The organism is Streptomyces hokutonensis (genome assembly GCF_000376565.1).
GTDB classification, from domain to species: domain Bacteria; phylum Actinomycetota; class Actinomycetes; order Streptomycetales; family Streptomycetaceae; genus Streptomyces; species Streptomyces hokutonensis.
The window spans coordinates 1-20,092 of the sequence record NZ_BARG01000022.1 but is presented as its reverse complement, the minus strand read 5'-3'; the positions used below and the strand labels follow the sequence as shown (position 1 = coordinate 20,092).

The window sequence follows — 20,092 nt, the reverse complement described above, 5'->3', positions numbered from 1 at the left end:
ATGGCCAAGCTCGAACTCCTCCCCGCCGTCGACGTCCGTGACGGCCAGGCCGTCCGCCTCGTCCACGGCGAGTCCGGGACCGAGACCTCCTACGGCTCCCCCCTGGAGGCCGCCCTCGCCTGGCAGCGCTCCGGCGCCGAGTGGCTGCACCTCGTCGACCTGGACGCCGCGTTCGGCACCGGCGACAACCGCAAGCTCATCGCCGAGGTCACCGGCGCCATGGACATCAAGGTCGAGCTGTCCGGCGGCATCCGCGACGACGACACGCTCGCCGCGGCCCTCGCCACCGGCTGCACCCGGGTGAATCTGGGAACGGCCGCCCTGGAGACCCCGGAGTGGGTCGCCAAGGTCATCGCCGAGCACGGCGACAAGATCGCGGTCGGCCTCGACGTACGCGGCACGACCCTGCGCGGGCGTGGCTGGACCCGCGACGGCGGCGACCTCTACGAGACCCTGGACCGCCTCAACTCCGAGGGCTGCGCCCGCTACGTGGTCACCGACATCGCGAAGGACGGCACCCTCCAGGGCCCCAACCTGGAGCTGCTGCGCAACGTCTGCGCGGCGACCGACCGCCCGGTCGTGGCCTCCGGCGGCGTGTCGTCGCTCGACGACCTCCGCGCCATCTCCGAGCTGGTACCCCTCGGTGTCGAGGGCTCCATCGTCGGGAAGGCCCTGTACGCGAAGGCGTTCACGTTGGAAGAGGCCTTGGAGGCGGTGGCCCGGTGACCGAGCTACGACGCGTCACGACCGGCGCGCCCTGGGAGGACGCCTTCGGCTACTCCCGCGCGGTGGAGCTGCCGAACGGCCTGGTGCTGGTCTCCGGGTGCACGTCGATAGTGGACGGCGAGATCGCCGGGGGCGGTCCCTACGAGCAGACGGTCAACGCGTTCAACGTCGCTTTCGCGGCGCTGGAGCAGCTGGGTCTGGGCCGTGGGGATGTGGTGCGCACCCGCATGTACATCACCCACGCGCGGGACGTCGAGGACGTGGGCCGCGCACACAAGGAACTCTTCGACGCCATCCGGCCCGCCGCGTCCATGATCATCGTGTCCGGTTTCGTCGACCCCAGCCTGGTCGTCGAGGTCGAGGTGGAGGCGTACCGAGGGGAGGGTTCCTCATGACCCTCGCCGTACGCGTGATCCCCTGCCTGGACGTCGACAACGGCCGGGTCGTCAAGGGCGTCAACTTCCAGAACCTGCGCGACGCGGGCGACCCCGTCGAGATGGCCAAGGTCTACGACGCCGAGGGCGCCGACGAGCTGACCTTCCTGGACATCACCGCGTCCTCCGGCAACCGCGAGACGACGTACGACGTGGTCCGCCGCACCGCCGAGCAGGTCTTCATCCCGCTCACGGTCGGCGGCGGCGTCCGCACGGCCGAGGACGTGGACAAGCTGCTGCGGGCGGGCGCGGACAAGGTCGGCGTCAACACGGCGGCGATCAACCGGCCCGAGCTGATCAAGGAGATCGCGGAGCGGTTCGGGCGGCAGGTGCTGGTGCTGTCGGTCGACGCGCGCCGGACTCCCGAGGGCTCCTTCGAGGTGACCACCCACGGCGGTCGCAAGGGCACCGGCATCGACGCCGTCGAATGGGCGCACCGGGCCGCCGAGTTGGGCGCCGGGGAGATCCTCCTCAACTCGATGGACGCGGACGGCACCAAGGACGGCTACGACCTGGAGATGATCGCGGCGGTCCGCAAGCACGTGACCGTGCCGGTCATCGCCTCCGGCGGTGCGGGCAAGCTCGCCGACTTCCCGCCGGCGGTCGCGGCGGGCGCGGACGCGGTGCTGGCGGCCTCCGTCTTCCACTTCGGGGATCTGCGGATCGGCGAGGTCAAGCAGGCGCTGCGGGAGGCGGGGCACCCGGTGCGGTGACCCCTCCTGTGGAGGCGTTGTAAGCCCCGACCGCCTGGCGGTCGGGGCTTACGCATGCTTCCTCTTGGGCAGAAGCGAAAGGAAATTTGCGCAATAAATATTGCGCAACTTTCCTTTCGCTTCTAGCGTGAGGGGGTGGCTGACAAGAAGAGAGACCGTCGCATCACGGATGTGGGCACGCTCAAGGCCATCGCGCACCCGCTGCGGGCCCAGCTGTACCGGCTGTTGTTCCTCGCCCGGGTGGCGACCGCCTCGCAGCTCGCCGAGCAGGTCGACGAGGCCGTCTCGCTGGTCAGCTATCACCTGCGCAAGCTGGCCGAGCACGGGTTGATCGAGGAGGCCGAGCCGCGCAGCGGGGATGGCCGGGAGCGGTGGTGGCAGCCCGCCTCGGACGGCGTGAGCGTCCGTGACGAGGATTTCCGGGACGCCCCGGAGAAGGCGGCCGTGCACACTGCGGCCAGCCGTATGTTCCTCGACCAGCGGACCGACATGTACCGGCGCTACATCGACGAGCGTGCCTACTGGAGCGACGAGTGGACATCGGCCGCCGACAACTCCGAGTGGCTGCTGCGGCTCACCCCGGCCGAACTGGCCGAGCTGTCCAAGGAGTTGGGCGACGTCGTGCGCCGATACCAGGAGGCGAGCCGGGCCGCCGTCGCCGACGGTGACACCGAGGGCCGCGAGAACGTCGCGGTGCACACGTACGGCTTCCCCTTCCGAGTCTGAGTCTCCGAGAGGGCCAACTCCCTTGACCACCGCGCTCATAGCCCCCGGCAGACCCGCTCACCGCGACCCCAACGTCCTGCGCTGGCTCGGTGCCTACGCGGCGTCGATGGCAGGCGACGGCGTCTACTACATCGCCCTGTCCTGGGCCGCCGTACAGGCCGGATCCCCGGCGCAGGCGGGCCTGGTGATGTCGGTCAGCGCGCTGCCGCGTGCCGTGCTGATGCTGGGCGGCGGAGTGATCGCCGACCGCTTCGGACCGCGCCGGGTCGTCATCGGCAGTGACGCCGTGCGCTGCGCGGCCGTACTCGCCGTGGCCGCGCTGCTGTTCCTCACCGGCCTGGGGCTGTGGCCGCTCGCCGCGCTCGCCCTGGTCTTCGGCACCGTGGACGCCGTCTTCGTACCCGCCGTGGGCGCGTTGCCCGCCCGCATCACCGGCAAGGCGCAGCTCGCCAGGGTGCAGGGCATGCGGGGCCTCGCGTACCGGTTCGCCGTGATCTTCGGCGCCCCGCTCGGCGGTCTCGCCGTGGCGTTCGGGGGCGCGGCGACCGCGTTCGGGTTGGCCGGGCTGCTGATCGCGACATCGGTACCGCTGCTGATCTCCGTACGGGTCCGGGAACTGCCGCCGGACGACACGGCCACCGGGACTCCGACCACCGCCTGGCGCGACCTGGTGACCGGTCTCCGCTACATCCGCCGGCACCGCGTCCTCGCCCCCTTGATGCTCGCGATAGCCCTCGGTGACCTGGGTTTCGTCGCGCCGTTCAACGTGGGGCTGACCCTGCTCGTGGACCAGCGCGGCTGGGGAGCGTCCGGAATGGGCTGGGTGCTCGCCGGCTTCGGGGTCGGTGCGGGCAGTGCCTCGATGACGCTGGCCGTACGGGGCAGGCTGCCGCGCGCGGGGCAGGTCGCCGCGTGGTCGATCATCGCGGGCTCGATCACGATCGCCGCCCTCGCCTACGTCCCGAGCGTTCTCGCGGCCGTAGGGGTGGCCCTGCTCGTCGGGCTGTTGGCCGGGCTCAGCGGAGCCCTGTGCGTCGCCCTGCTCCAGACCCACTCCGACCCCGCCTACCTCGGCCGCGTCACCGCCCTCTCCAGCCTGGTCAGCCTCGGCCTCGCCCCCCTCACCATGCCACTGTCGGCGGCGGCGATCGGCGTGTGGGGCACCGGCCCGGTGTTCGTGGTGAGCGCGGTGGTCTGCGGTCTCGGCGGGGTCGTCGCCCTGTCCGTACGGGACCTGCGTCGGGCCGAACTGCCCGACTGAACCTCAGATTCCCAGCTGCTTGGCCTCGTGGAGCTTGGCGATCGCGTTCTCGTCGCCGTCCAGTTCCACCTTGGCCACGTTCTGCCGTCCGTGTGCGAACAGCAGCAGCTCCGAGGGCTCGCCGGTCACCGTCACGACCGGCGCTCCCTTGTGGGCGACCGCGGTCTGCCCGTCCGGGCGGCGCAGCACCAGCCCGGTCGGCGCGCTCCGGCCCACCAGCCGGGCCATGCGCTCCAGCCGCGACCACAGGGCGTCCTGGAACACCGGGTCCAGCTCGCGCGGAGTCCAGTCCTCCTGGGCCCGCCGTACGTCCTCGGTGTGGACGTAGAACTCGACCGTGTTGGACGCCTCGTCGAGCTGCTTGAGCTGGAACGGCGAGAAGCGCGGCGGGCCCGTACGGATGAGCTGGATCAGCTCCTCGTACGGCTTGGCCGCGAACTCCGCCATCACCCGGTCCAGGCGCGGCGCGAGCTGCTTGATCATGATGCCGCCGGCGGCGTCCGCGCGGCGCTCGCGCACCACCACGTGCGCGGCCAGGTCACGGGTCTGCCAGCCCTCGCAGAGGGTCGGGGCGTCCGGGCCCGTCGTCTCCAGGAGGTCGGCGAGAAGAAGTCGTTCACGCTTGGCGAAGGTCGACATACCGTCAGCCTACGACCGCCCACCGGGTCCGCACAGTGGACGTCGGCCTGGGCTGTCGGTGCCGCGCGGCACAATGGGCCCATGACCAGCGCGCCCCAGTCCAGCAGCCTCGACCCCGAGATCGCCGCCCGCCTCAAGCGGAGCGCCGACGGGCTCGTCCCCGCCATCGCCCAGCAGTACGACACCGGTGAGGTGCTCATGCTCGGCTGGATGGACGACGAGGCGCTGCACCGCACCCTGACGACCGGCCGCTGCACCTACTGGTCCCGCAGCCGCCAGGAGTACTGGGTCAAGGGCGACACCTCCGGCCACTTCCAGCACGTCAAGTCCGTCGCCCTGGACTGCGACGCGGACACGGTCCTGGTGAAGGTCGACCAGATCGGTGCCGCCTGCCACACCGGCGCCCGCACCTGCTTCGACGCGGACGTGCTGCTCAAGGAAGAGCTGGTTGACGAGAGTCTTCTTAAAGAAGGCGTTGATTCCAGCACCACCGCCTCGGATCAGTAGGGTCAGCCGCCATGGACCTTGACACGTTCCGCAAGCTGGCCACCGACCGTCGCGTCATCCCGGTCACCCGCAAGCTCCTCGCCGACGGCGACACCCCGGTCGCGCTCTACCGCAAGCTCGCCGCGGAGCGCCCCGGCACCTTCCTCCTGGAGTCCGCGGAGAACGGCCGCACAGCTTTTCAATGGTCTCGGTACTCCTTCGTGGGCGTCCGCAGCGCCGCCACCCTCACCGCGCGCGACGGGCAGGCCCACTGGCTCGGCACCCCGCCCGTCGGCGTCCCGGTCGACGGCGACCCCCTCGCCGCCCTGCGCGCCACCATCGACACCCTGCACACCCCCCACCAGGAGGGCCTGCCGCCCTTCACCGGCGGCATGGTCGGCTATCTCGGCTACGACATCGTCCGCCGCCTGGAGAAGATCGGCCCCGGCGAGCGGGACGACCTCAAGCTCCCCGAGCTGACCATGCTCCTCACCAGCGACCTCGCCGTGATGGACCACTGGGAGGGCTCGGTCCTGCTGATCGCCAACGCGATCAACCACAACGACCTCGACACGGGCGTCGACGAGGCCTACGCCGACGCGGTGGCCCGCCTGGACGCCATGGAGGCGGACCTCTCCCGCCCGGTGGCCCAGCCGCCCGCCCAGCTCCCGCCCTCCGAGCTCCCCGAGTACACCGCGCTGTGGGGCGGCCCCGACTTCAAGGTGGCCGTCGAGGACATCAAGGAGCGCATCCGCGCGGGCGAGGCCTTCCAGGTCGTCCCCTCCCAGCGCTTCGAAACCCCTTGCACGGCAAGCGCGTTGGACGTGTACCGGGTGCTGCGCGCCACCAACCCGTCCCCGTACATGTACCTGTTCCGCTTCGACGGCTTCGACGTGGTCGGCTCGTCCCCGGAGGCCCTCGTCAAGGTCGAGGACGGCCGCGCGATGGTCCACCCCATCGCCGGCACCCGGCACCGCGGCGCCACCCCGCAGGAGGACCAGGCCCTCGCCGACGAACTCCTCGCCGACCCCAAGGAGCGCGCCGAACACCTCATGCTGGTCGACCTCGGCCGTAACGATTTGGGACGCGTCTGCGAGCCCGGCTCGGTCGAGGTCGTCGACTTCATGTCGGTGGAGCGCTACTCGCACGTGATGCACATCGTCTCGACGGTCACCGGCCGCGTGGCCCCCGGCCGCACCGCTTTTGACGTCCTCACCGCCTGCTTCCCGGCCGGCACCCTCTCCGGCGCGCCCAAGCCCCGCGCGATGCAGATCATCGACGAACTGGAGCCCTCCAGAAGGGGGTTGTACGGCGGCTGCGTCGGCTACCTCGACTTCGCCGGCGACTCCGACACCGCCATCGCCATCCGTACGGCCCTCCTCCGCGACGGCACGGCCTACGTCCAGGCGGGCGCCGGCATCGTCGCCGACTCGGACCCGGAACTGGAGGACCAGGAGTGCCGCAACAAGGCGGCGGCGGTCCTCCGCGCCGTGCACACGGCGAACCGGCTCGGGCAATAGGACGAGGGTCATATGAACCCCGGGTGACGGTTCGCCCGGGGTTCGAGCGATAGTGGACTACGTGACTGCAGCTGTTCCTCACCCCCGTTCCGAAGGCGAAGGCCCCGCACGCGCCGGCCGCCGCAGCCTCGCCGTAGCGCTGATGAGCGGTGCGCTCGGCGCGGCCGTGGCGCTGCTGGCCACCCGTCAGCGCTGGTCGGAGGGGATCGCGACGGTGGCGGGCGACCCGTTCCCGCTGTCCGCCAAGGGCAGCGACGTCACGGGTGTGCCCGCGGCGCTCGCCATAGTGGGCCTCGCCGCGCTCGTCGCCGTCTTCGCCGTCCGCAGGACCGGCCGCTTCGCGGTCTCCGCCCTCCTCGCGCTCTCCGGCGCGGGCATCGTCGTCGCCGCCCTCCTGGGCGCCTCCGACAGCTCGGCACTGGACGACAAGGCCACCCAGGCCTCCGGCGGCACCTCGTCCGCCGTGCACGCCTTCGACCACACCGCCTGGCCCTACGTCGCCGCGGTCGGCGGCGCCCTGATCCTGCTGGCCGGCCTCCTCGCCCTCCTCTACGGCCGCCGCTGGCCCGCCATGTCCGGCCGCTACGAACGCAACGGCGCGCTTCGCCCCCGGCGGGCTCCGGTGGTTGACCCTGACCGTCCCGAGGACATCTGGAAGGCGTTGGACCGGGGCGAGGACCCCACCGGGGCGTAGCCGGGCCGACGCGCGAGACGACCCACCCCGAAGCACCGCACACGCACGCGTGCGGAACAATGAGCCGTGAGCGTCTGCTCACACACGTACACAGCAACGAGGAGCACGTCATGGCGGGCAACAGCCACGGTCACACTTTGGCCGCCTGGACCGGTACCACCATCATCTTCATCGGGTTCCTGGTCGCCGGCGCCTTCATGGTCATGGCGCAGCCGATCGGCTTCTGGGCCGGTATGGCGATCACGGTCATCGGCGGCATCGTCGGCTGGGTCATGAGCGCGATGGGTATGGGCATGCCCAAGGACCGTCCCCAGGACCTGACCGAGCTGCTCGGCAAGACGGCGCACGCCGACAGCTGAGCCGTAGCTGCTGTCGGCCACCACTTCGTGGAGGGGCGGTCCCGGACACACCGGGAACCGCCCCTCACGCGCGACAGGGGGCACAATGCGTGACGTGAACGCCGACAGCGACAGCCGGAGCATCCCGACCCGCGCCCCCGGTTCCGCCTCCGTGCTGAACCGCGTAGCCGTGCCCGCGGGCATCCTGGCAGCCGTCGCGGGAGCCTTCGCGTACGTCGGCACGGTCGACCCGAACCAGCCCGGCCACTACCCCGTCTGCCCCCTGTACCGCCTCACCGGCCTGTACTGCCCCGGCTGCGGCGGCCTGCGCAGCGCGCACGAGTTCATCCACGGCGACTTCCTCGCCGCCCTCCAGGACAACGCGATCGCCGTGGTGGGCTATCTGGCCTTCACGGTCGTATGGACCGTCTGGGTGGTCCGCGCGGCCCGCGGCCGACCGCTGCGGATCGAACTCGGCGGGGTCCAGCTCTGGACTCTGGGCGCATTGGTGCTGGTCTTCACGGTTGTCCGGAACCTGCCGTTCGGTGGCTGGCTACACCCTTGATCAACCCACCGCTGTCCAGGTACTGGGACCGCCGTCAACCGGATGCGAGGCCTACGCCTTCCTCCGGATACCATCGAGGTCAGATGTGACCATTGCTTTTCCACCGTCAGGAAGGGGGCCGCTCGCGTGAGTGTGCTCGACGAGATCATCGACGGAGTCCGTGCCGACCTGGCGGAACGGCAGGCGCGCGTCAGCCTCGACGAGCTCAAGGAGCGCGCGGCGAAGGCACCCGCGGCCAAGGACGGCGTCGCGGCCCTGCGCGGCGACGGCGTCAAGGTCATCTGCGAGGTCAAGCGCTCCAGCCCCTCCAAGGGCGCCCTCGCGGCGATCGCCGACCCGGCGGGCCTCGCGGCGGACTACGAGGCGGGCGGCGCCGCCGTCATCTCCGTCCTCACCGAGCAGCGCCGCTTCGGCGGCTCCCTGGCCGACCTGGAGGCCGTCCGCGCGCGGGTGGACATCCCGGTCCTCCGCAAGGACTTCATCGTCACGTCGTACCAGCTCTGGGAGGCCCGGGCCTACGGCGCCGACCTCGCCCTGCTGATCGTCGCGGCCCTGGACCAGCCCGCCCTGGAGTCCCTCATCGAGCGCGCCGAGTCCATCGGCCTCACGCCGATCGTCGAGGTCCACGACGAGGACGAGGTCGACCGCGCGGTCGACGCCGGCGCGAAGATCATCGGCGTCAACGCCCGCAACCTCAAGACCCTCGAGGTCGACCGCTCCACCTTCGAGCGCGTCGCCCCCGAGATCCCGGCCCACATCGTCAAGATCGCCGAGTCCGGAGTCCGCGGCCCCCACGACCTCATCGCCTACGCCAACGCCGGCGCCGACGCGGTCCTGGTGGGCGAGTCCCTGGTCACCGGCCGCGACCCCAAGTCCGCGGTCTCGGACCTGGTGGCAGCAGGCGAACACCCGGCACTGCGCCACGGCCGCAGCTGATCACCCGGTAGAGTTTTCCGCGATGACTCCGACGACCTCTCCCACGGACCGGTACGCCCGCCTGGCGCGCGGCTGCCGCCCCCGTGGTTGCCGTGCGCCCGCCCGCCGGGTGCACGGCCGCAGAGTCCGGTACGTCATCGGAGACGAACCAGGGCAAGTGAACGGCATGCGATGGCACGAGGTCTTCAGGGGCGCGGGGCGCTTCTAATATGCGGCTCCGCCGCGTGGGCGCGACCAGCCCCAACGGGCCCGCAGCCAACTAACAACCCCCCGTCCCACGGCGATTAGTGATTTCCCACAAACTCACCGTGAGGTTTCCGCATGCCCAGCGAGTTCTTCATCCCCGACCCCGACGGTCAAATCCCCAGCCCCGAAGGCTACTTCGGCGCCTTCGGCGGCAAGTTCATCCCGGAGGCCCTCGTGGCCGCCGTCGACGAGGTGGCCGTCGAGTACGACAAGGCCAAGCACGACCCCGAGTTCGCCCGCGAGTTGGACGACCTCCTGGTCAACTACACCGGCAGGCCAAGCGCGTTCACAGAGGTCCCCCGCTTCGCGGAGCACGCGGGCGGCGCCCGGATCTTCCTCAAGCGCGAGGACCTGAACCACACCGGCTCCCACAAGATCAACAACGTCCTCGGCCAGGCCCTGCTCACCAAGCGCATGGGCAAGACCAGGGTCATCGCGGAGACCGGAGCCGGCCAGCACGGCGTGGCGACGGCCACCGCCTGCGCGCTCTTCGGCCTCGAATGCACCATCTACATGGGCGAGATCGACACCCAGCGCCAGGCGCTGAACGTGGCCCGTATGCGCATGCTCGGCGCCGAGGTCATCGCCGTGAAGTCCGGCAGCCGCACCCTCAAGGACGCGATCAACGAGGCGTTCCGCGACTGGGTCGCCAATGTCGACCGCACGCACTACCTCTTCGGTACGGTCGCGGGCCCGCACCCCTTCCCGGCGATGGTCCGCGACTTCCACCGGGTCATCGGCGTAGAGGCACGCCGTCAGATCCTGGAGCGCGCCGGCCGCCTCCCCGACGCGGCGATCGCCTGTGTCGGCGGCGGCTCGAACGCCATCGGCCTGTTCCACGCCTTCATCCCGGACGCCGGCGTACGCCTCATCGGCTGCGAGCCCGCAGGCCACGGCGTCGAGACCGGCGAGCACGCGGCGACCCTCACCGCGGGCGAGCCCGGCATCCTGCACGGCTCCCGTTCCTACGTCCTCCAGGACGAGGAGGGCCAGATCACCGAGCCGTACTCGATCTCGGCCGGACTGGACTACCCCGGCATCGGCCCGGAGCACTCCTACCTCAAGGACTCCGGCCGCGGCGAGTACCGCGCGGTCACCGACGACGCGGCCATGCAGGCCCTGCGCCTGCTGTCCCGCACGGAGGGCATCATCCCGGCCATCGAGAGCGCCCACGCGCTCGCCGGTGCGCTGGAGGTCGGCAGGGAGCTGGGCAAGGACGGCCTGATCGTCGTCAACCTGTCCGGGCGCGGCGACAAGGACATGGACACGGCCGCGCGCTACTTCGGCCTGTACGACAACGGGACCGACGCCACCGTCGCGGCCAACGCGGCCGACACCGCCGAGATCGAGGGGGACGCCAAGTGAGCGGGAACATTCAGCTGCTGTCCGACACCCTCGCCGCCGCCAAGGCCGAGGGACGCGCCGCGCTCATCGCCTATCTCCCGGCCGGGTTCCCGACCGTGGACGGCGGCATCGAGGCCATCAAGGCGGCCTTCGACGGCGGCGCGGACGTCGTGGAGGTGGGCCTGCCGCACAGCGACCCCGTCCTCGACGGCCCCGTCATCCAGACCGCCGACGACATCGCCCTGCGCGGCGGCGTCAAGATCGCGGACGTCATGCGCACGGTCCGCGAGACCCACGCGGCGACCGGCAAGCCCGTACTCGTCATGACGTACTGGAACCCCATCGACCGCTACGGCGTCGAGCGCTTCACCGCCGAACTGGCCGAGGCGGGCGGCGCCGGGTGCATCCTGCCCGACCTGCCCGTCCAGGAGGCCGGGCTGTGGAGGGAGCACGCGGAGAAGCACGGGCTCGCCACGGTCTTCGTGGTCGCGCCCAGCAGCAAGGACGCGCGCCTCGCCGAGATCACCAAGGTCGGCACCGGCTTCGTCTACGCCGCCTCGCTCATGGGCGTCACCGGCACCCGTGAGTCCGTGGGCGCGCAGGCGCAGGACCTCGTCGAGCGCACCCGGGCCACCACCGACACGCCCGTCTGTGTCGGCCTCGGTGTCTCCGACGCCCGGCAGGCCGCCGAGGTGGCCCGCTTCGCGGACGGCGTGATCGTCGGCTCGGCCTTCGTCAAGCGGATGCTGGACGCGCCGGACGACGCGGCCGGCGTCGAGGCGGTCCGCACGCTCGCCGGTGAACTCGCCAAGGGCGTGCGCGGACAGGCGTAACCGAACGACTGGTCCCTCGTATGGGTGGACCTGGGACCGGGGAGGCGCGCTGCGCCTCCCCGGTTCGTTCTGCGGGGTGTGAGCGAGAAGAACCGTGACGGAAAGCGCACCGCCCGCGAGCGGCTGGCGGCAGAGCGTGAGAAGCAGAAGTCCGCGGAGCGGCGGCGGCGCACGCTGATCGTGGCCGCGAGCGTCGTCTGCGTGCTGGGGTTGGCGACGGTGGTCGGCGTCCTCGCCGCGAACCACAAGAAGGACGACAGCGGCAGCAAGAGCACGGGCCCGGTCGTGGCGCCCTCCGGGGCGACCGGCAAGGACAGCCTGGCGATCCAGGTCGGCAAGGACAGCGCCAAGCCGACGCTCACGGTGTGGGAGGACTTCCGCTGCCCGGCCTGCCAGGCCTTCGAGACGGCGTACCGCCCGACGCTCCACGAGCTGACCGACTCCGGGCAGCTCAAGGTGCAGTACCACCTGGTCACGATCATCGACGGCAACCTCGGCGGCACCGGCTCCAAGCGCGCGGCCAACGCGGCGGCCTGCGCCCAGGACGCCGGAAAGTTCCGCGACTTCCACGACGTGCTGTACGAGAACCAGCCCAAGGAGACGGACGACGCCTTCTCCAGCAACGCCAAGCTGATCGAGCTGGCGGGCAAGGTGAAGGGTCTCGACACGCCCGCCTTCCAGAAGTGCGTCAACAGCGGTACGCACGACAGCTGGGTCACCAAGTCCGCCGCCGCGTTCCAGGCCGGCGGATTCACCGGCACCCCGACCGTCCTCTTCGACGGCAAGAACATCTACGCGGACCAGACGATGACCCCGGCGAAGCTGAAGCAGCTGGTCCAAGCCGCCAACAAGGGGTAAGTGGCGGGCCGGTTTTCACACCGGCCCGTTATGGAGCCGTAGCCGGGCCGCTTGCCGAGGTCGCGGTCCGGCACGGTAGCGTCGACCCTGCCATGGAACTTGCCTACATTCCCAGCCCGTCGCGCGGGGTCTACCACCTCGGCCCCATTCCGCTGCGCGGCTACGCGTTCTGCATCATCATCGGCGTCTTCGTCGCCGTCTGGCTCGGCAACAAACGCTGGGTCGCCCGCGGCGGCAAGGTCGGGACGGTGGCCGACATCGCTGTCTGGGCCGTGCCGTTCGGCCTCGTCGGCGGCCGCCTGTACCACGTGATCACGGACTACGAGCTGTACTTCAGCGAGGGCCGCGACTGGGTGGACGCCTTCAAGGTGTGGCAGGGCGGCCTCGGCATCTGGGGCGCGATCGCGCTCGGCGCGGTGGGCGCGTGGATCGGCTGCCGCCGCCGTGGCATCCCGCTGCCGGCCTGGGCCGACGCGCTGGCCCCCGGCATCGCCTTCGCCCAGGCCATCGGCCGCTGGGGCAACTGGTTCAACCAGGAGCTCTACGGCCGCGAGACGCACCTCCCCTGGGCGCTGCACATCACGTCCTCGACGGACGGCCGCGTCCCCGGCTACTACCACCCGACCTTCCTGTACGAGTCCTTGTGGTGCGTCGGCGTCGGCTTCCTCGTCATCTGGGCCGACCGCCGCTTCAAGCTGGGCCACGGCCGGGCGTTCGCGCTCTACGTCGCCGCGTACTGCGTGGGCCGCGGCTGGATCGAGTACATGCGCGTCGACGACGCCCACCACTTCCTGGGCCTGCGGTTGAACGACTGGACCGCGATGATCGTCTTCGTCCTCGCGGTCACGTACTTCGTGATCTCCGCGAAGAAGCGCCCGGGCCGCGAAGAGGTCGTCGAACCGGATGTCTCCGACGACGGAACCGACGGCGACGGCGACGAGCCCAAGGCGAAGGAAGACCCGGAGACCGACGAGCCCGAAGCCTCCGAGGCCAAGGAAGACGCGCCGGAAACCGAGGATGCGGACGTGGACCTGAAGAAGGACGAGCCCGAGTCGGCGAAGAAGAGCTGACGGCTGGTTCTACGACGACGAGGGCGCCCTGTGATCGACAGGGCGCCCTCGTCGCATGTCAGGTCCGGCGCGCCGACGCCAGCGTGCGCTGCGCGGCCGCCACCACCGCCGCGTCGATGAACCGCCCGTCCGGAAGAGCCTGGGCGCCCTCCTCCCGCATGGCCGCCTTGACGATCGTCTCGGCCTGTTCGAGTTCGTGGTCGGTCGGGAGGAAGGCGCTCTCGATCACCGGGAGTTGACGGGGGTGGATCGCCGCCCGCCCGAGGAAGCCGAGGGCGCGGCCGTGGGCGCAGGAGGCCGCCAGGCCCTCCAGGTCGCGGATGTCCGGGTGGACGGACTGGGGCGGCGGGGCCAGATCTGCCGCCCGGGCGGCGACGATGACCCGCGAGCGCGACCAGTCGAGGCCCGCGTCGTCGCGCACACCCAGGTCGGCCCGTAGATCCGCCTCGCCGAGCGCGATGCCGTGCAGGGCGGGGTGTGCGGCGGCGATCGAGAAGGCCCGCTCGATGCCGAGGGCCGTCTCCAGGAGGGCGAACAGGGGAACGCCGTCCGTCCTTTCCGCTACGGCTACGACCTCCTCGGCGGACGTGACCTTCGGGAGCCGTAGGCCCGAAACGCCAGGCAGTGGGGCGATCGTACGGAGGTCGTCCGCCGCCCACGGGCTGTCCAGGGCGTTCACCCGGACGTGGACCGGGACGCCAGGCCCAGGCTCCGCGAGGAGTTCCGCCGTCGCCGCGCGGGCGTACTCCTTGCGGTCCGGGGCGACCGCGTCCTCCAGGTCGATCACGACCACGTCGGCGCCGGCGGCGAGGGCCTTGGTGACGACCGCGGGGCGGTCGCCGGGGACGTAGAGCCAGGTCAGGGGATACGGGGTCACAGGGCGCCCGCCTGGCGGAGTGCGGTCAACTCGGCTTCCGTCAGGCCGAGTTCGGTCAGGACCGTGTCCGTGTCGGCGCCGTGGGGGCGGCCGGGCCAGCGGATGGCGCCCGGGGTGGCGGAGAGCCGGAAGAGGACGTTCTGCATGCGGAGGGGGCCGAGTTCGGGGTCGTCGACGGTGGTGATCGTGTCGAGGGCTTGGTACTGGGGGTCCGTCATCACGTCCCGTACGTCCTGGATGGGGGCCACGGCCGCCTCCGCCTTCTCGAAGGCGGCCAGGACCTCGGTGCGCGAGCGCTGGGCGATCCAGTCACCGACCGCCGCGTCGAGGATGTCGGAGTGCCGGGCCCGGTCCGCGCCGGTCGCGAACCACGGTTCGTCGATCAGTTCCGGGCGGCCGACCAGGCGCATCACGCGCTCGGCGATCGACTGGGCGGAGGTGGAGACGGCGACCCAACTGCCGTCCGCAGTGCGGTAGGTGTTGCGCGGGGCGTTGTTCTGCGAGCGGTTGCCGGTGCGCGGCTGGACGTGGCCGAGCTGGTCGTACCAGAGGGGTTGCGGGCCCAGCGCGGTCAGGATGGGTTCGATGATCGCCATGTCCACCACCTGGCCCTCGCCGGTGCGGTCGCGGGCCGCGAGGGCCGTCATCACCGCGTACGCCGTCGCCAGGCCCGCGATCGAGTCGGCGAGGCCGAACGGAGGGAGCGTCGGGGGCGCGTCCGGTTCGCCGGTGATCGCGGCGAAGCCGCTCATCGCCTCGGCGAGGGTACCGAAGCCGGGGCGGTGGGCGTAGGGCCCGAACTGACCGAAGGCGGTGACCCGGGCGAGGATCAACTTCGGGTTGGCGGCGGAGAGTTCGGCCCAGCCGAGGTCCCATTTCTCCAGGGTGCCGGGGCGGAAGTTCTCGATGACCACGTCGGCGGTGGCGGCGAGGCGGAGGAGGGTGTCGCGCCCGCCCGGGGTCGACAGGTCGAGGGTGATGGTGCGCTTGTTGCGGCCCAGCAGCTTCCACCACAGGCCGACCCCGTCCTTCGAGGGGCCGTGGCCCCGGGACGGGTCGGGCTTCGTCGGGTGCTCGACCTTGATGACCTCGGCGCCGAAGTCGCCGAGCATGGTGGCGGCGAGGGGGCCGGCGAAGAGCGTGGCGAGGTCCAGAACGCGCAGGCCGGACAGGGGAGTTGTGGTCGTCGTCTCGGTCATGAGGCGTACTGCTTGTCGATCTCCGCGCGGAACGGCATCGAGGCCGTCGCACCCGGCCGCTGCACGGAGAGTGCCGCCGCCGCTGCCGCCCATCCCAGCGCGTCCCGCATCGGGCGGCTCTCGGCGAGGGCCACCGCCAGCGCGCCGACGAAGGTGTCGCCCGCGCCCGTCGAGTCCACTGCGGTCACTTGGGGTGCGGGGACGGTGAAGGGCTCGGCGTCCCGGGCCGCGTACAGGCTGCCGGCCGCGCCCAGGGTGACGATCACCTCGGGCACCTGGTCGAGCAGGGCCGCCGCTGCCTTGCGCGGGTCGGTGTGCCCGGTGAGGGCGGTGGCCTCGTGCTCGTTGGGGACCAACAGGTCGGTGGCGGCGAGGAGTTCGGGCGGGAGGGGTTGCGCGGGGGCGGGGGTGAGGATCGTACGGACGCCGTGGCGGCGCGCCGCCTCCGCGCCCGCGACCACGGCCGCGAGGGGGATCTCCAGCTGGAGGAGCAGGGCGTCGGCGGAGGCGATGAGGGCCTCGTCGCCGGGGGCGAGGTGGTCGACGGTGCCGTTGGCGGCGGGGATGACGACGATCGCGTTGCCGCCCTCGTCGTCCACGACGATGTGCGCGGTGCCGGACGGCCCCTGGACGGTGCGCAGATGGTCGGTGTCGACGCCCGAGTGCTCGAAGGTGGACCGGAGTTGGGCGCCGTAGGCGTCGTCGCCGACCGCGCCGATGATGGTGACGTCGGCGCCCGCGTGGGCCGCGGCGATCGCCTGGTTGGCGCCCTTGCCGCCGGGGATCGTACGGAACTCCCGTCCCGTCACGGTCTCTCCGCGCAGCGGGGCCTTCGTGACGTAGGCGACGAGGTCCATGTTCGTGCTGCCGAGCACGGCGATGAGGGTCATGGGCGGGCGGTCTCCTGGTGGGTGAGCCGGGCGAGGGTGTCGAAGCCGATGCCGTTGAAGTCGCCTACGGAGGTGGCGAGTCGGTTCTTGAGAGGGGTCGTCCAGCGGTCGGGGAGTGTGGCCGGGCTGCCGGCCAGCAGGGCTGAAACGGAGCCGACCGTGGCCCCGTTGGAGTCGGTGTCCCAACCACCCGACACCGCACGGCAGATGGAGCCGGTGAAGTCGCCGTCCGCGTGGGTGAGGGCGGCGGCGATCAGGGCGGTGTTGGGGATCGCGTGGACCCAGTGGTGGGTGCGCGCGTGGGTGGCGTGGAGTTCGTCCACCACGGCGTCGAAGTCCCGGTGTTTCCGGGCCAGTTGGAGGGCGTGCTGGAGCGCCTTGGTGAGGCGGGAGGCGGGCGGGACGACCGTCAGGGCGGTGCGCAGGCAGGTGTGGATGTCGTGGGTGCCGGTGGCCGCGGTGGCGATGACGGCGGCCGTGAACATCGCCGCGTAGACGCCGTTCGCGGTGTGGGTCAAGGTGGCGTCGCGGTGGGCCTGTTCGGCTGCCGCGCCCGGGTCTCCGGGGTTGGTCCAGCCGTGGACGTCGGCGCGGATCAGGGCGCCGATCCATTCGCGGAACGGGTTGCGGTGGCGGGCCGTTCGCGGGGGTTCCAGGCCGGAGAGCAGATTGCGGTAGGCGATGCGTTCGGCGGTGAAGGTGCGGCCCGCGGGGAGTTCGTCGAGCCAGAGCTTCGCCACGTCGGCGGTGGTGAAGTCCTTGCCGTGGCGCTGCAGCAACAGGAGGTTCAACAGGGGGTAGTTGAGGTCGTCGTCCTCGGGCATGCCGTCGATGTTCTCGGCGAGGGAGGTGGGGGCGGAGCGGCGGTTCCAGGGGTGGGCGGCGAGGAGTTCGGCGGGGACGCCCCGGGCGGTGAAGTAGGTGTTCAGGGGCCAGTTGCCGGTGGCTCGGGCGAGTTGGCGGATGCCGTCGAGAGGGAGTTTCTCGACCGGCTTGCCGAGAAGACAGCCGACGGCCCGGCCCAGCCAGGCGGCCTGGAGGGTGGCCGGGCGGGGTGGGGAAGTGGCCTGTGGGGCGGGCCAGTTGGGGCACAGGGCCTTGATCCGCGCCAGGTCCGTCGGCTCCTGGTCCGCCAACCGGCTGGGCAGATCGGCCAGTTCGTCCAGCAGGTCCTCGGCGAGCAACCTGAGGTAACGGGAGGCCGGTTGGCCCGACGCGCCCGCCCGGGCCGGTGCCTCCGCACCACCCGCCGCGCGCCAGCGGGCCGCGATCGCCGACGGCTCGCGGCCGTCCTGGACCGCCTGGCGCAGTTCGTGGCCGAGCAGGTCCTCCGGCTGGACCCAGGTCAGTCGGAGCACCGGAGCCCTCCGATCTCGGTGAACGCGGCCTCGTGGGCACGGCGTTGGCGGACGTCACGCTCGAAGACCTCACGGGTGACGGCGGTGAGGGTCGTCGCCGGTTCCCAGAGGTCCAGGCGGCTGGCCTCGGCGACCGTCTTCGACCAGTCCCGCGGAACGGGCGAGCCGAGCGCACCGGCCACCGCGCCCGCCATCGTCGCGATCGAGTCGCAGTCCCGGCCGTAGTTCACCGAACCCAGCACCGCGTGGCGGTAGTCGCCGCCGGAGACCACCAACATGCCCAGCGCGACGGGGAGTTCCTCGATCGCCTTGGTGCGGGAGGGGCGGCGGGCGTCCAGGGAGGGGGAGCGGTAGACGGGGCCCACCGTGTCGTACGGCGCGATCGCCTCCCGCAGCGGGGCGAGCGCCGACTCGAAGTCCGAGTAACGGGCGGCCACTTCGCAGACCTTCTCGATGGCCGTGTGCGTGCCGTCCTTCGCCAGGGCGAGGCAGGCGGTCACCACCGAGTCGGGGGTCGCGCCGGGTGCGCAGGCCGCCGCGACGGCCGCCGCGAAGACACCGGCCGCCTCACGGCCGTACGACGACTGGTGTGCGCCCGCGATGTCGACGGCCTCGGCGTAAGCACCGGCGGGATTCGCCGCGTTGACCAGGCCGACCGGTGCCATGTACATCGCGGCACCGCAGTTGACGATGTTGCCGACGCCGGCCTCGCGGGGGTCGACATGGCCGTAGTGGAGCCGGGTCGCGAGCCACTTCTCGGCGAGGAAGAGGCGCTGGAGCGGGATGGCCTCCGTCTCCAACTCCGGGATCCAGCGCGGGTTCTGCATCAGGTCCGGGACGAGGTGGTCGGCGAGCGCGTACGCGTCGAGGTGGTCGCGGACGGTCGCGTAGACCCGTACCAGAGCGTGCGTCATCAAGGTGTCGTCGGTGACGTGGCCGTCGCCCTTGTGGTACGGCGCGATGGGGCGGGCGGTGCGCCACGCGTCGCCGTTCCAGGGGCCGACGATGCCGTGGACGCGACCGCCGTGGCGTTCCAGGATCTGGTCGGGGGAGTAGCCCTCGACGGGACCGCCGAGGGCGTCGCCGACCGCCGCCCCGACGAGGGCTCCGGTGATCTTCTCGTCAAGGCTGCTTTCTGGTTCTTTGGGCGTCATGCACCGAATCATCCTCCTGGTGGGGGCGGTTGTGTGGCTTCCAGGAGTTCGGCGAGTTCTACGAGGTCGGTGCCGGTGAGACGGGGGAGGGCGCAGCCGGAGAGGGTGCGGCAGGCGTCCCGCCAGGTGGACGGGATCGCCCGTCCACCGCTCAACGCGCCGGTGAGGGCGCCCGCGAGGGCGGGTGCGGAGTCCGCGACGCGGGAGAGGCAGGCCGCGGCGGGGACCGCTTCCGCGATACGGCCGCGGGACGCGGTGGCGAGAGCGAGGGCGACCGGGACGGTTTCGGCTGCGGCGATGCCGTAGCTGTAGACGTGGTCCACGATCTGGTGTTCCAGGAGGGGGATCAGGGCGAACGCGTTGTCGCTGTCCCGGGCCAACTTCAGGGCGTGGCGGGCGTTGCGGCCGATCTCGGTGGCTTCGGGGAGTTCGGCGAGGGCGGCCGCCACGCATTCGTCCACGTCCGCCCCGACCAGCGCGAGTGCGAGGGCCGCCGCCATCGCTCTGGCGCCGTGGACTCCGTCGCCGTCCTGGGTGTAGCGGGCGTCGAACTCGGCGAGGGCGGCGGCGCGTTGGGGGTCGCCGGGGTGCGCCACGGCGAGGACGCAGGCTCTTACGCAGGCCGCGTCGTCGAAGTAGTGGGGGTTGTCGTGGCCGGTGGCGGGTGGGCGGAGGCCGGCGGCGAGGTTGCCGAGGCCCGCTCGTACGGAGATGCGGGCGCGGAGGGGGAGTACGGCGGATTCGACCTCGGGGGCGCGGTCCGCTGCGGCGGCTACTTCGCTGGCTACGGCGTTCCAGCTGAGGTCGATGGAAGCGCGCGTACGGCGTTCTCTGCTGAGGTCGCCCAGGACTGTGTCGTCGCCGGCTCGCAGTACGGCTTCTGCGGCGAAGGCCGCCCACTCGGCGTCGTCGGAGGGGCCCAGGCGGAGTGGCTCAGGGGGTTGGTTGAGGGCGATGGGGACGGGGAGTGTCGTGGTCGCGTTCTGTTCGGCGAAGGTGTCCAGCTCACGGGTGAGCCGGCGAGTCCACTCCGGCATCCTGGCGGCGCGGTGCCTCGCGGCGGGCCAACCGGCGGCGTCCCCTGCGGCGAGTCCGATCAGCAGCCCCTCGATCCGACACGCCTCGGCTCCGCCATCGGCTTTCGTTTTCCCACCCGCACCGCCCGTGCGACTTTCGTTGTCGGGTGCGGGTGGCCCCTGTGGGGCGTAATCGCCGTCGGCGGCTG

At 71.6% G+C, this 20,092-nt stretch carries 23 protein-coding genes; 16 read left to right on the top strand and 7 right to left on the bottom strand.

What is annotated here, in order from left to right:
- The 5 genes from priA to SSP08S_RS11365 all read left to right on the top strand — a co-directional run bounded on the left by priA (window position 1) and on the right by SSP08S_RS11365 (window position 3,860).
- A complete protein-coding gene (gene priA / locus SSP08S_RS11385) occupies window positions 1–726 on the top strand; it encodes a bifunctional 1-(5-phosphoribosyl)-5-((5-phosphoribosylamino)methylideneamino)imidazole-4-carboxamide isomerase/phosphoribosylanthranilate isomerase PriA (RefSeq protein ID WP_019067718.1) in 726 nt (241 codons plus the stop codon).
- The gene (locus SSP08S_RS11380; protein ID WP_019067717.1) at window positions 723–1,121 is read left to right on the top strand and encodes a RidA family protein; all 399 of its coding nucleotides are present in this window, start codon (window positions 723–725) and stop codon (window positions 1,119–1,121) included. The genes priA and SSP08S_RS11380 overlap by 4 nt, the downstream gene beginning before the upstream one ends.
- A complete protein-coding gene (gene hisF, locus SSP08S_RS11375) occupies window positions 1,118–1,873 on the top strand; it encodes an imidazole glycerol phosphate synthase subunit HisF (RefSeq protein ID WP_019067716.1) in 756 nt (251 codons plus the stop codon). The genes SSP08S_RS11380 and hisF overlap by 4 nt, the downstream gene beginning before the upstream one ends.
- 135 nt (window positions 1,874–2,008) lie before the next feature.
- Window positions 2,009–2,599, top strand: coding sequence for an ArsR/SmtB family transcription factor (locus tag SSP08S_RS11370; protein WP_026178392.1), 591 nt, complete (start codon window positions 2,009–2,011; stop codon window positions 2,597–2,599).
- Between the two features lie 22 nt (window positions 2,600–2,621).
- A complete protein-coding gene (locus SSP08S_RS11365) occupies window positions 2,622–3,860 on the top strand; it encodes an MFS transporter (RefSeq protein WP_019067714.1) in 1,239 nt (412 codons plus the stop codon).
- A 3-nt stretch (window positions 3,861–3,863) separates the two neighbouring features.
- Here SSP08S_RS11365 and SSP08S_RS11360 read toward each other — a convergent pair whose 3' ends face one another.
- Window positions 3,864–4,499 (bottom strand): TIGR03085 family metal-binding protein, encoded by a 636-nt coding sequence (locus SSP08S_RS11360; protein ID WP_019067713.1) that lies wholly within the window; start codon window positions 4,497–4,499, stop codon window positions 3,864–3,866.
- Between the two features lie 81 nt (window positions 4,500–4,580).
- Between SSP08S_RS11360 and hisI the strand changes: the two genes are divergently transcribed.
- The 11 genes from hisI to lgt all read left to right on the top strand — a co-directional run bounded on the left by hisI (window position 4,581) and on the right by lgt (window position 13,389).
- Window positions 4,581–5,006, top strand: a complete 426-nt coding sequence (gene hisI / locus SSP08S_RS11355) for a phosphoribosyl-AMP cyclohydrolase (RefSeq protein WP_019067712.1) — start codon at window positions 4,581–4,583, stop codon at window positions 5,004–5,006.
- A gap of 11 nt (window positions 5,007–5,017) precedes the next feature.
- Window positions 5,018–6,505, top strand: a complete 1,488-nt coding sequence (locus SSP08S_RS11350) for an anthranilate synthase component I (protein WP_019067711.1) — start codon at window positions 5,018–5,020, stop codon at window positions 6,503–6,505.
- Between the two features lie 52 nt (window positions 6,506–6,557).
- Entirely contained in the window at window positions 6,558–7,199 is a 642-nt protein-coding gene (locus SSP08S_RS11345) for a TIGR02234 family membrane protein (protein ID WP_026178391.1), read from the top strand.
- 110 nt (window positions 7,200–7,309) lie between these two features.
- On the top strand, window positions 7,310–7,558 hold the full coding sequence (locus tag SSP08S_RS11340; RefSeq protein ID WP_026178390.1) for an HGxxPAAW family protein: 249 nt from the start codon (window positions 7,310–7,312) through the stop codon (window positions 7,556–7,558).
- An 85-nt stretch (window positions 7,559–7,643) separates the two neighbouring features.
- Window positions 7,644–8,102: a DUF2752 domain-containing protein gene (locus SSP08S_RS11335; RefSeq protein ID WP_019067708.1), complete on the top strand. Its 459-nt coding sequence runs from the start codon at window positions 7,644–7,646 to the stop codon at window positions 8,100–8,102.
- Between the two features lie 126 nt (window positions 8,103–8,228).
- Window positions 8,229–9,038, top strand: a complete 810-nt coding sequence (gene trpC / locus SSP08S_RS11330; protein ID WP_019067707.1) for an indole-3-glycerol phosphate synthase TrpC — start codon at window positions 8,229–8,231, stop codon at window positions 9,036–9,038.
- A 22-nt stretch (window positions 9,039–9,060) separates the two neighbouring features.
- Complete coding sequence (gene trpM / locus SSP08S_RS64485; protein ID WP_078532409.1) at window positions 9,061–9,246, top strand: tryptophan biosynthesis modulator TrpM; 186 nt, start codon at window positions 9,061–9,063, stop codon at window positions 9,244–9,246.
- Window positions 9,247–9,359: 113 nt separating this feature from the next.
- Complete coding sequence (gene trpB, locus SSP08S_RS11325; protein ID WP_019067706.1) at window positions 9,360–10,649, top strand: tryptophan synthase subunit beta; 1,290 nt, start codon at window positions 9,360–9,362, stop codon at window positions 10,647–10,649.
- On the top strand, window positions 10,646–11,461 hold the full coding sequence (gene trpA / locus SSP08S_RS11320) for a tryptophan synthase subunit alpha (protein ID WP_019067705.1): 816 nt from the start codon (window positions 10,646–10,648) through the stop codon (window positions 11,459–11,461). The genes trpB and trpA overlap by 4 nt, the downstream gene beginning before the upstream one ends.
- Before the next feature lie 78 nt (window positions 11,462–11,539).
- Window positions 11,540–12,319: a DsbA family protein gene (locus SSP08S_RS11315; RefSeq protein WP_019067704.1), complete on the top strand. Its 780-nt coding sequence runs from the start codon at window positions 11,540–11,542 to the stop codon at window positions 12,317–12,319.
- Window positions 12,320–12,411: 92 nt separating this feature from the next.
- Window positions 12,412–13,389, top strand: coding sequence for a prolipoprotein diacylglyceryl transferase (gene lgt / locus SSP08S_RS11310; RefSeq protein ID WP_019067703.1), 978 nt, complete (start codon window positions 12,412–12,414; stop codon window positions 13,387–13,389).
- Between the two features lie 58 nt (window positions 13,390–13,447).
- Here the strand turns inward: lgt and SSP08S_RS11305 are convergent, their stop codons facing one another.
- The 6 genes from SSP08S_RS11305 to SSP08S_RS11280 form a co-directional block, all read right to left on the bottom strand.
- Window positions 13,448–14,266, bottom strand: coding sequence for an HpcH/HpaI aldolase/citrate lyase family protein (locus SSP08S_RS11305; protein ID WP_019067702.1), 819 nt, complete (start codon window positions 14,264–14,266; stop codon window positions 13,448–13,450).
- Window positions 14,263–15,465 (bottom strand): CaiB/BaiF CoA transferase family protein, encoded by a 1,203-nt coding sequence (locus SSP08S_RS11300; protein ID WP_019067701.1) that lies wholly within the window; start codon window positions 15,463–15,465, stop codon window positions 14,263–14,265. Before SSP08S_RS11300 ends, SSP08S_RS11305 begins: the two co-directional genes overlap by 4 nt.
- Window positions 15,462–16,355 (bottom strand): ribokinase, encoded by an 894-nt coding sequence (gene rbsK, locus SSP08S_RS11295; protein ID WP_019067700.1) that lies wholly within the window; start codon window positions 16,353–16,355, stop codon window positions 15,462–15,464. The genes SSP08S_RS11300 and rbsK overlap by 4 nt, the downstream gene beginning before the upstream one ends.
- Window positions 16,352–17,713 carry an ADP-ribosylglycohydrolase family protein gene (locus SSP08S_RS11290; RefSeq protein ID WP_019067699.1) on the bottom strand — a complete coding sequence of 454 codons (1,362 nt, stop codon included), beginning with the start codon at window positions 17,711–17,713 and terminating at the stop codon, window positions 16,352–16,354. The genes rbsK and SSP08S_RS11290 overlap by 4 nt, the downstream gene beginning before the upstream one ends.
- Window positions 17,701–18,867 (bottom strand): ADP-ribosylglycohydrolase family protein, encoded by a 1,167-nt coding sequence (locus SSP08S_RS11285; RefSeq protein ID WP_019067698.1) that lies wholly within the window; start codon window positions 18,865–18,867, stop codon window positions 17,701–17,703. The genes SSP08S_RS11290 and SSP08S_RS11285 overlap by 13 nt, the downstream gene beginning before the upstream one ends.
- A gap of 8 nt (window positions 18,868–18,875) precedes the next feature.
- On the bottom strand, window positions 18,876–20,092 hold a 1,217-nt coding region (locus SSP08S_RS11280), incomplete at its 5' end, for an ADP-ribosylglycohydrolase family protein (protein WP_245607862.1).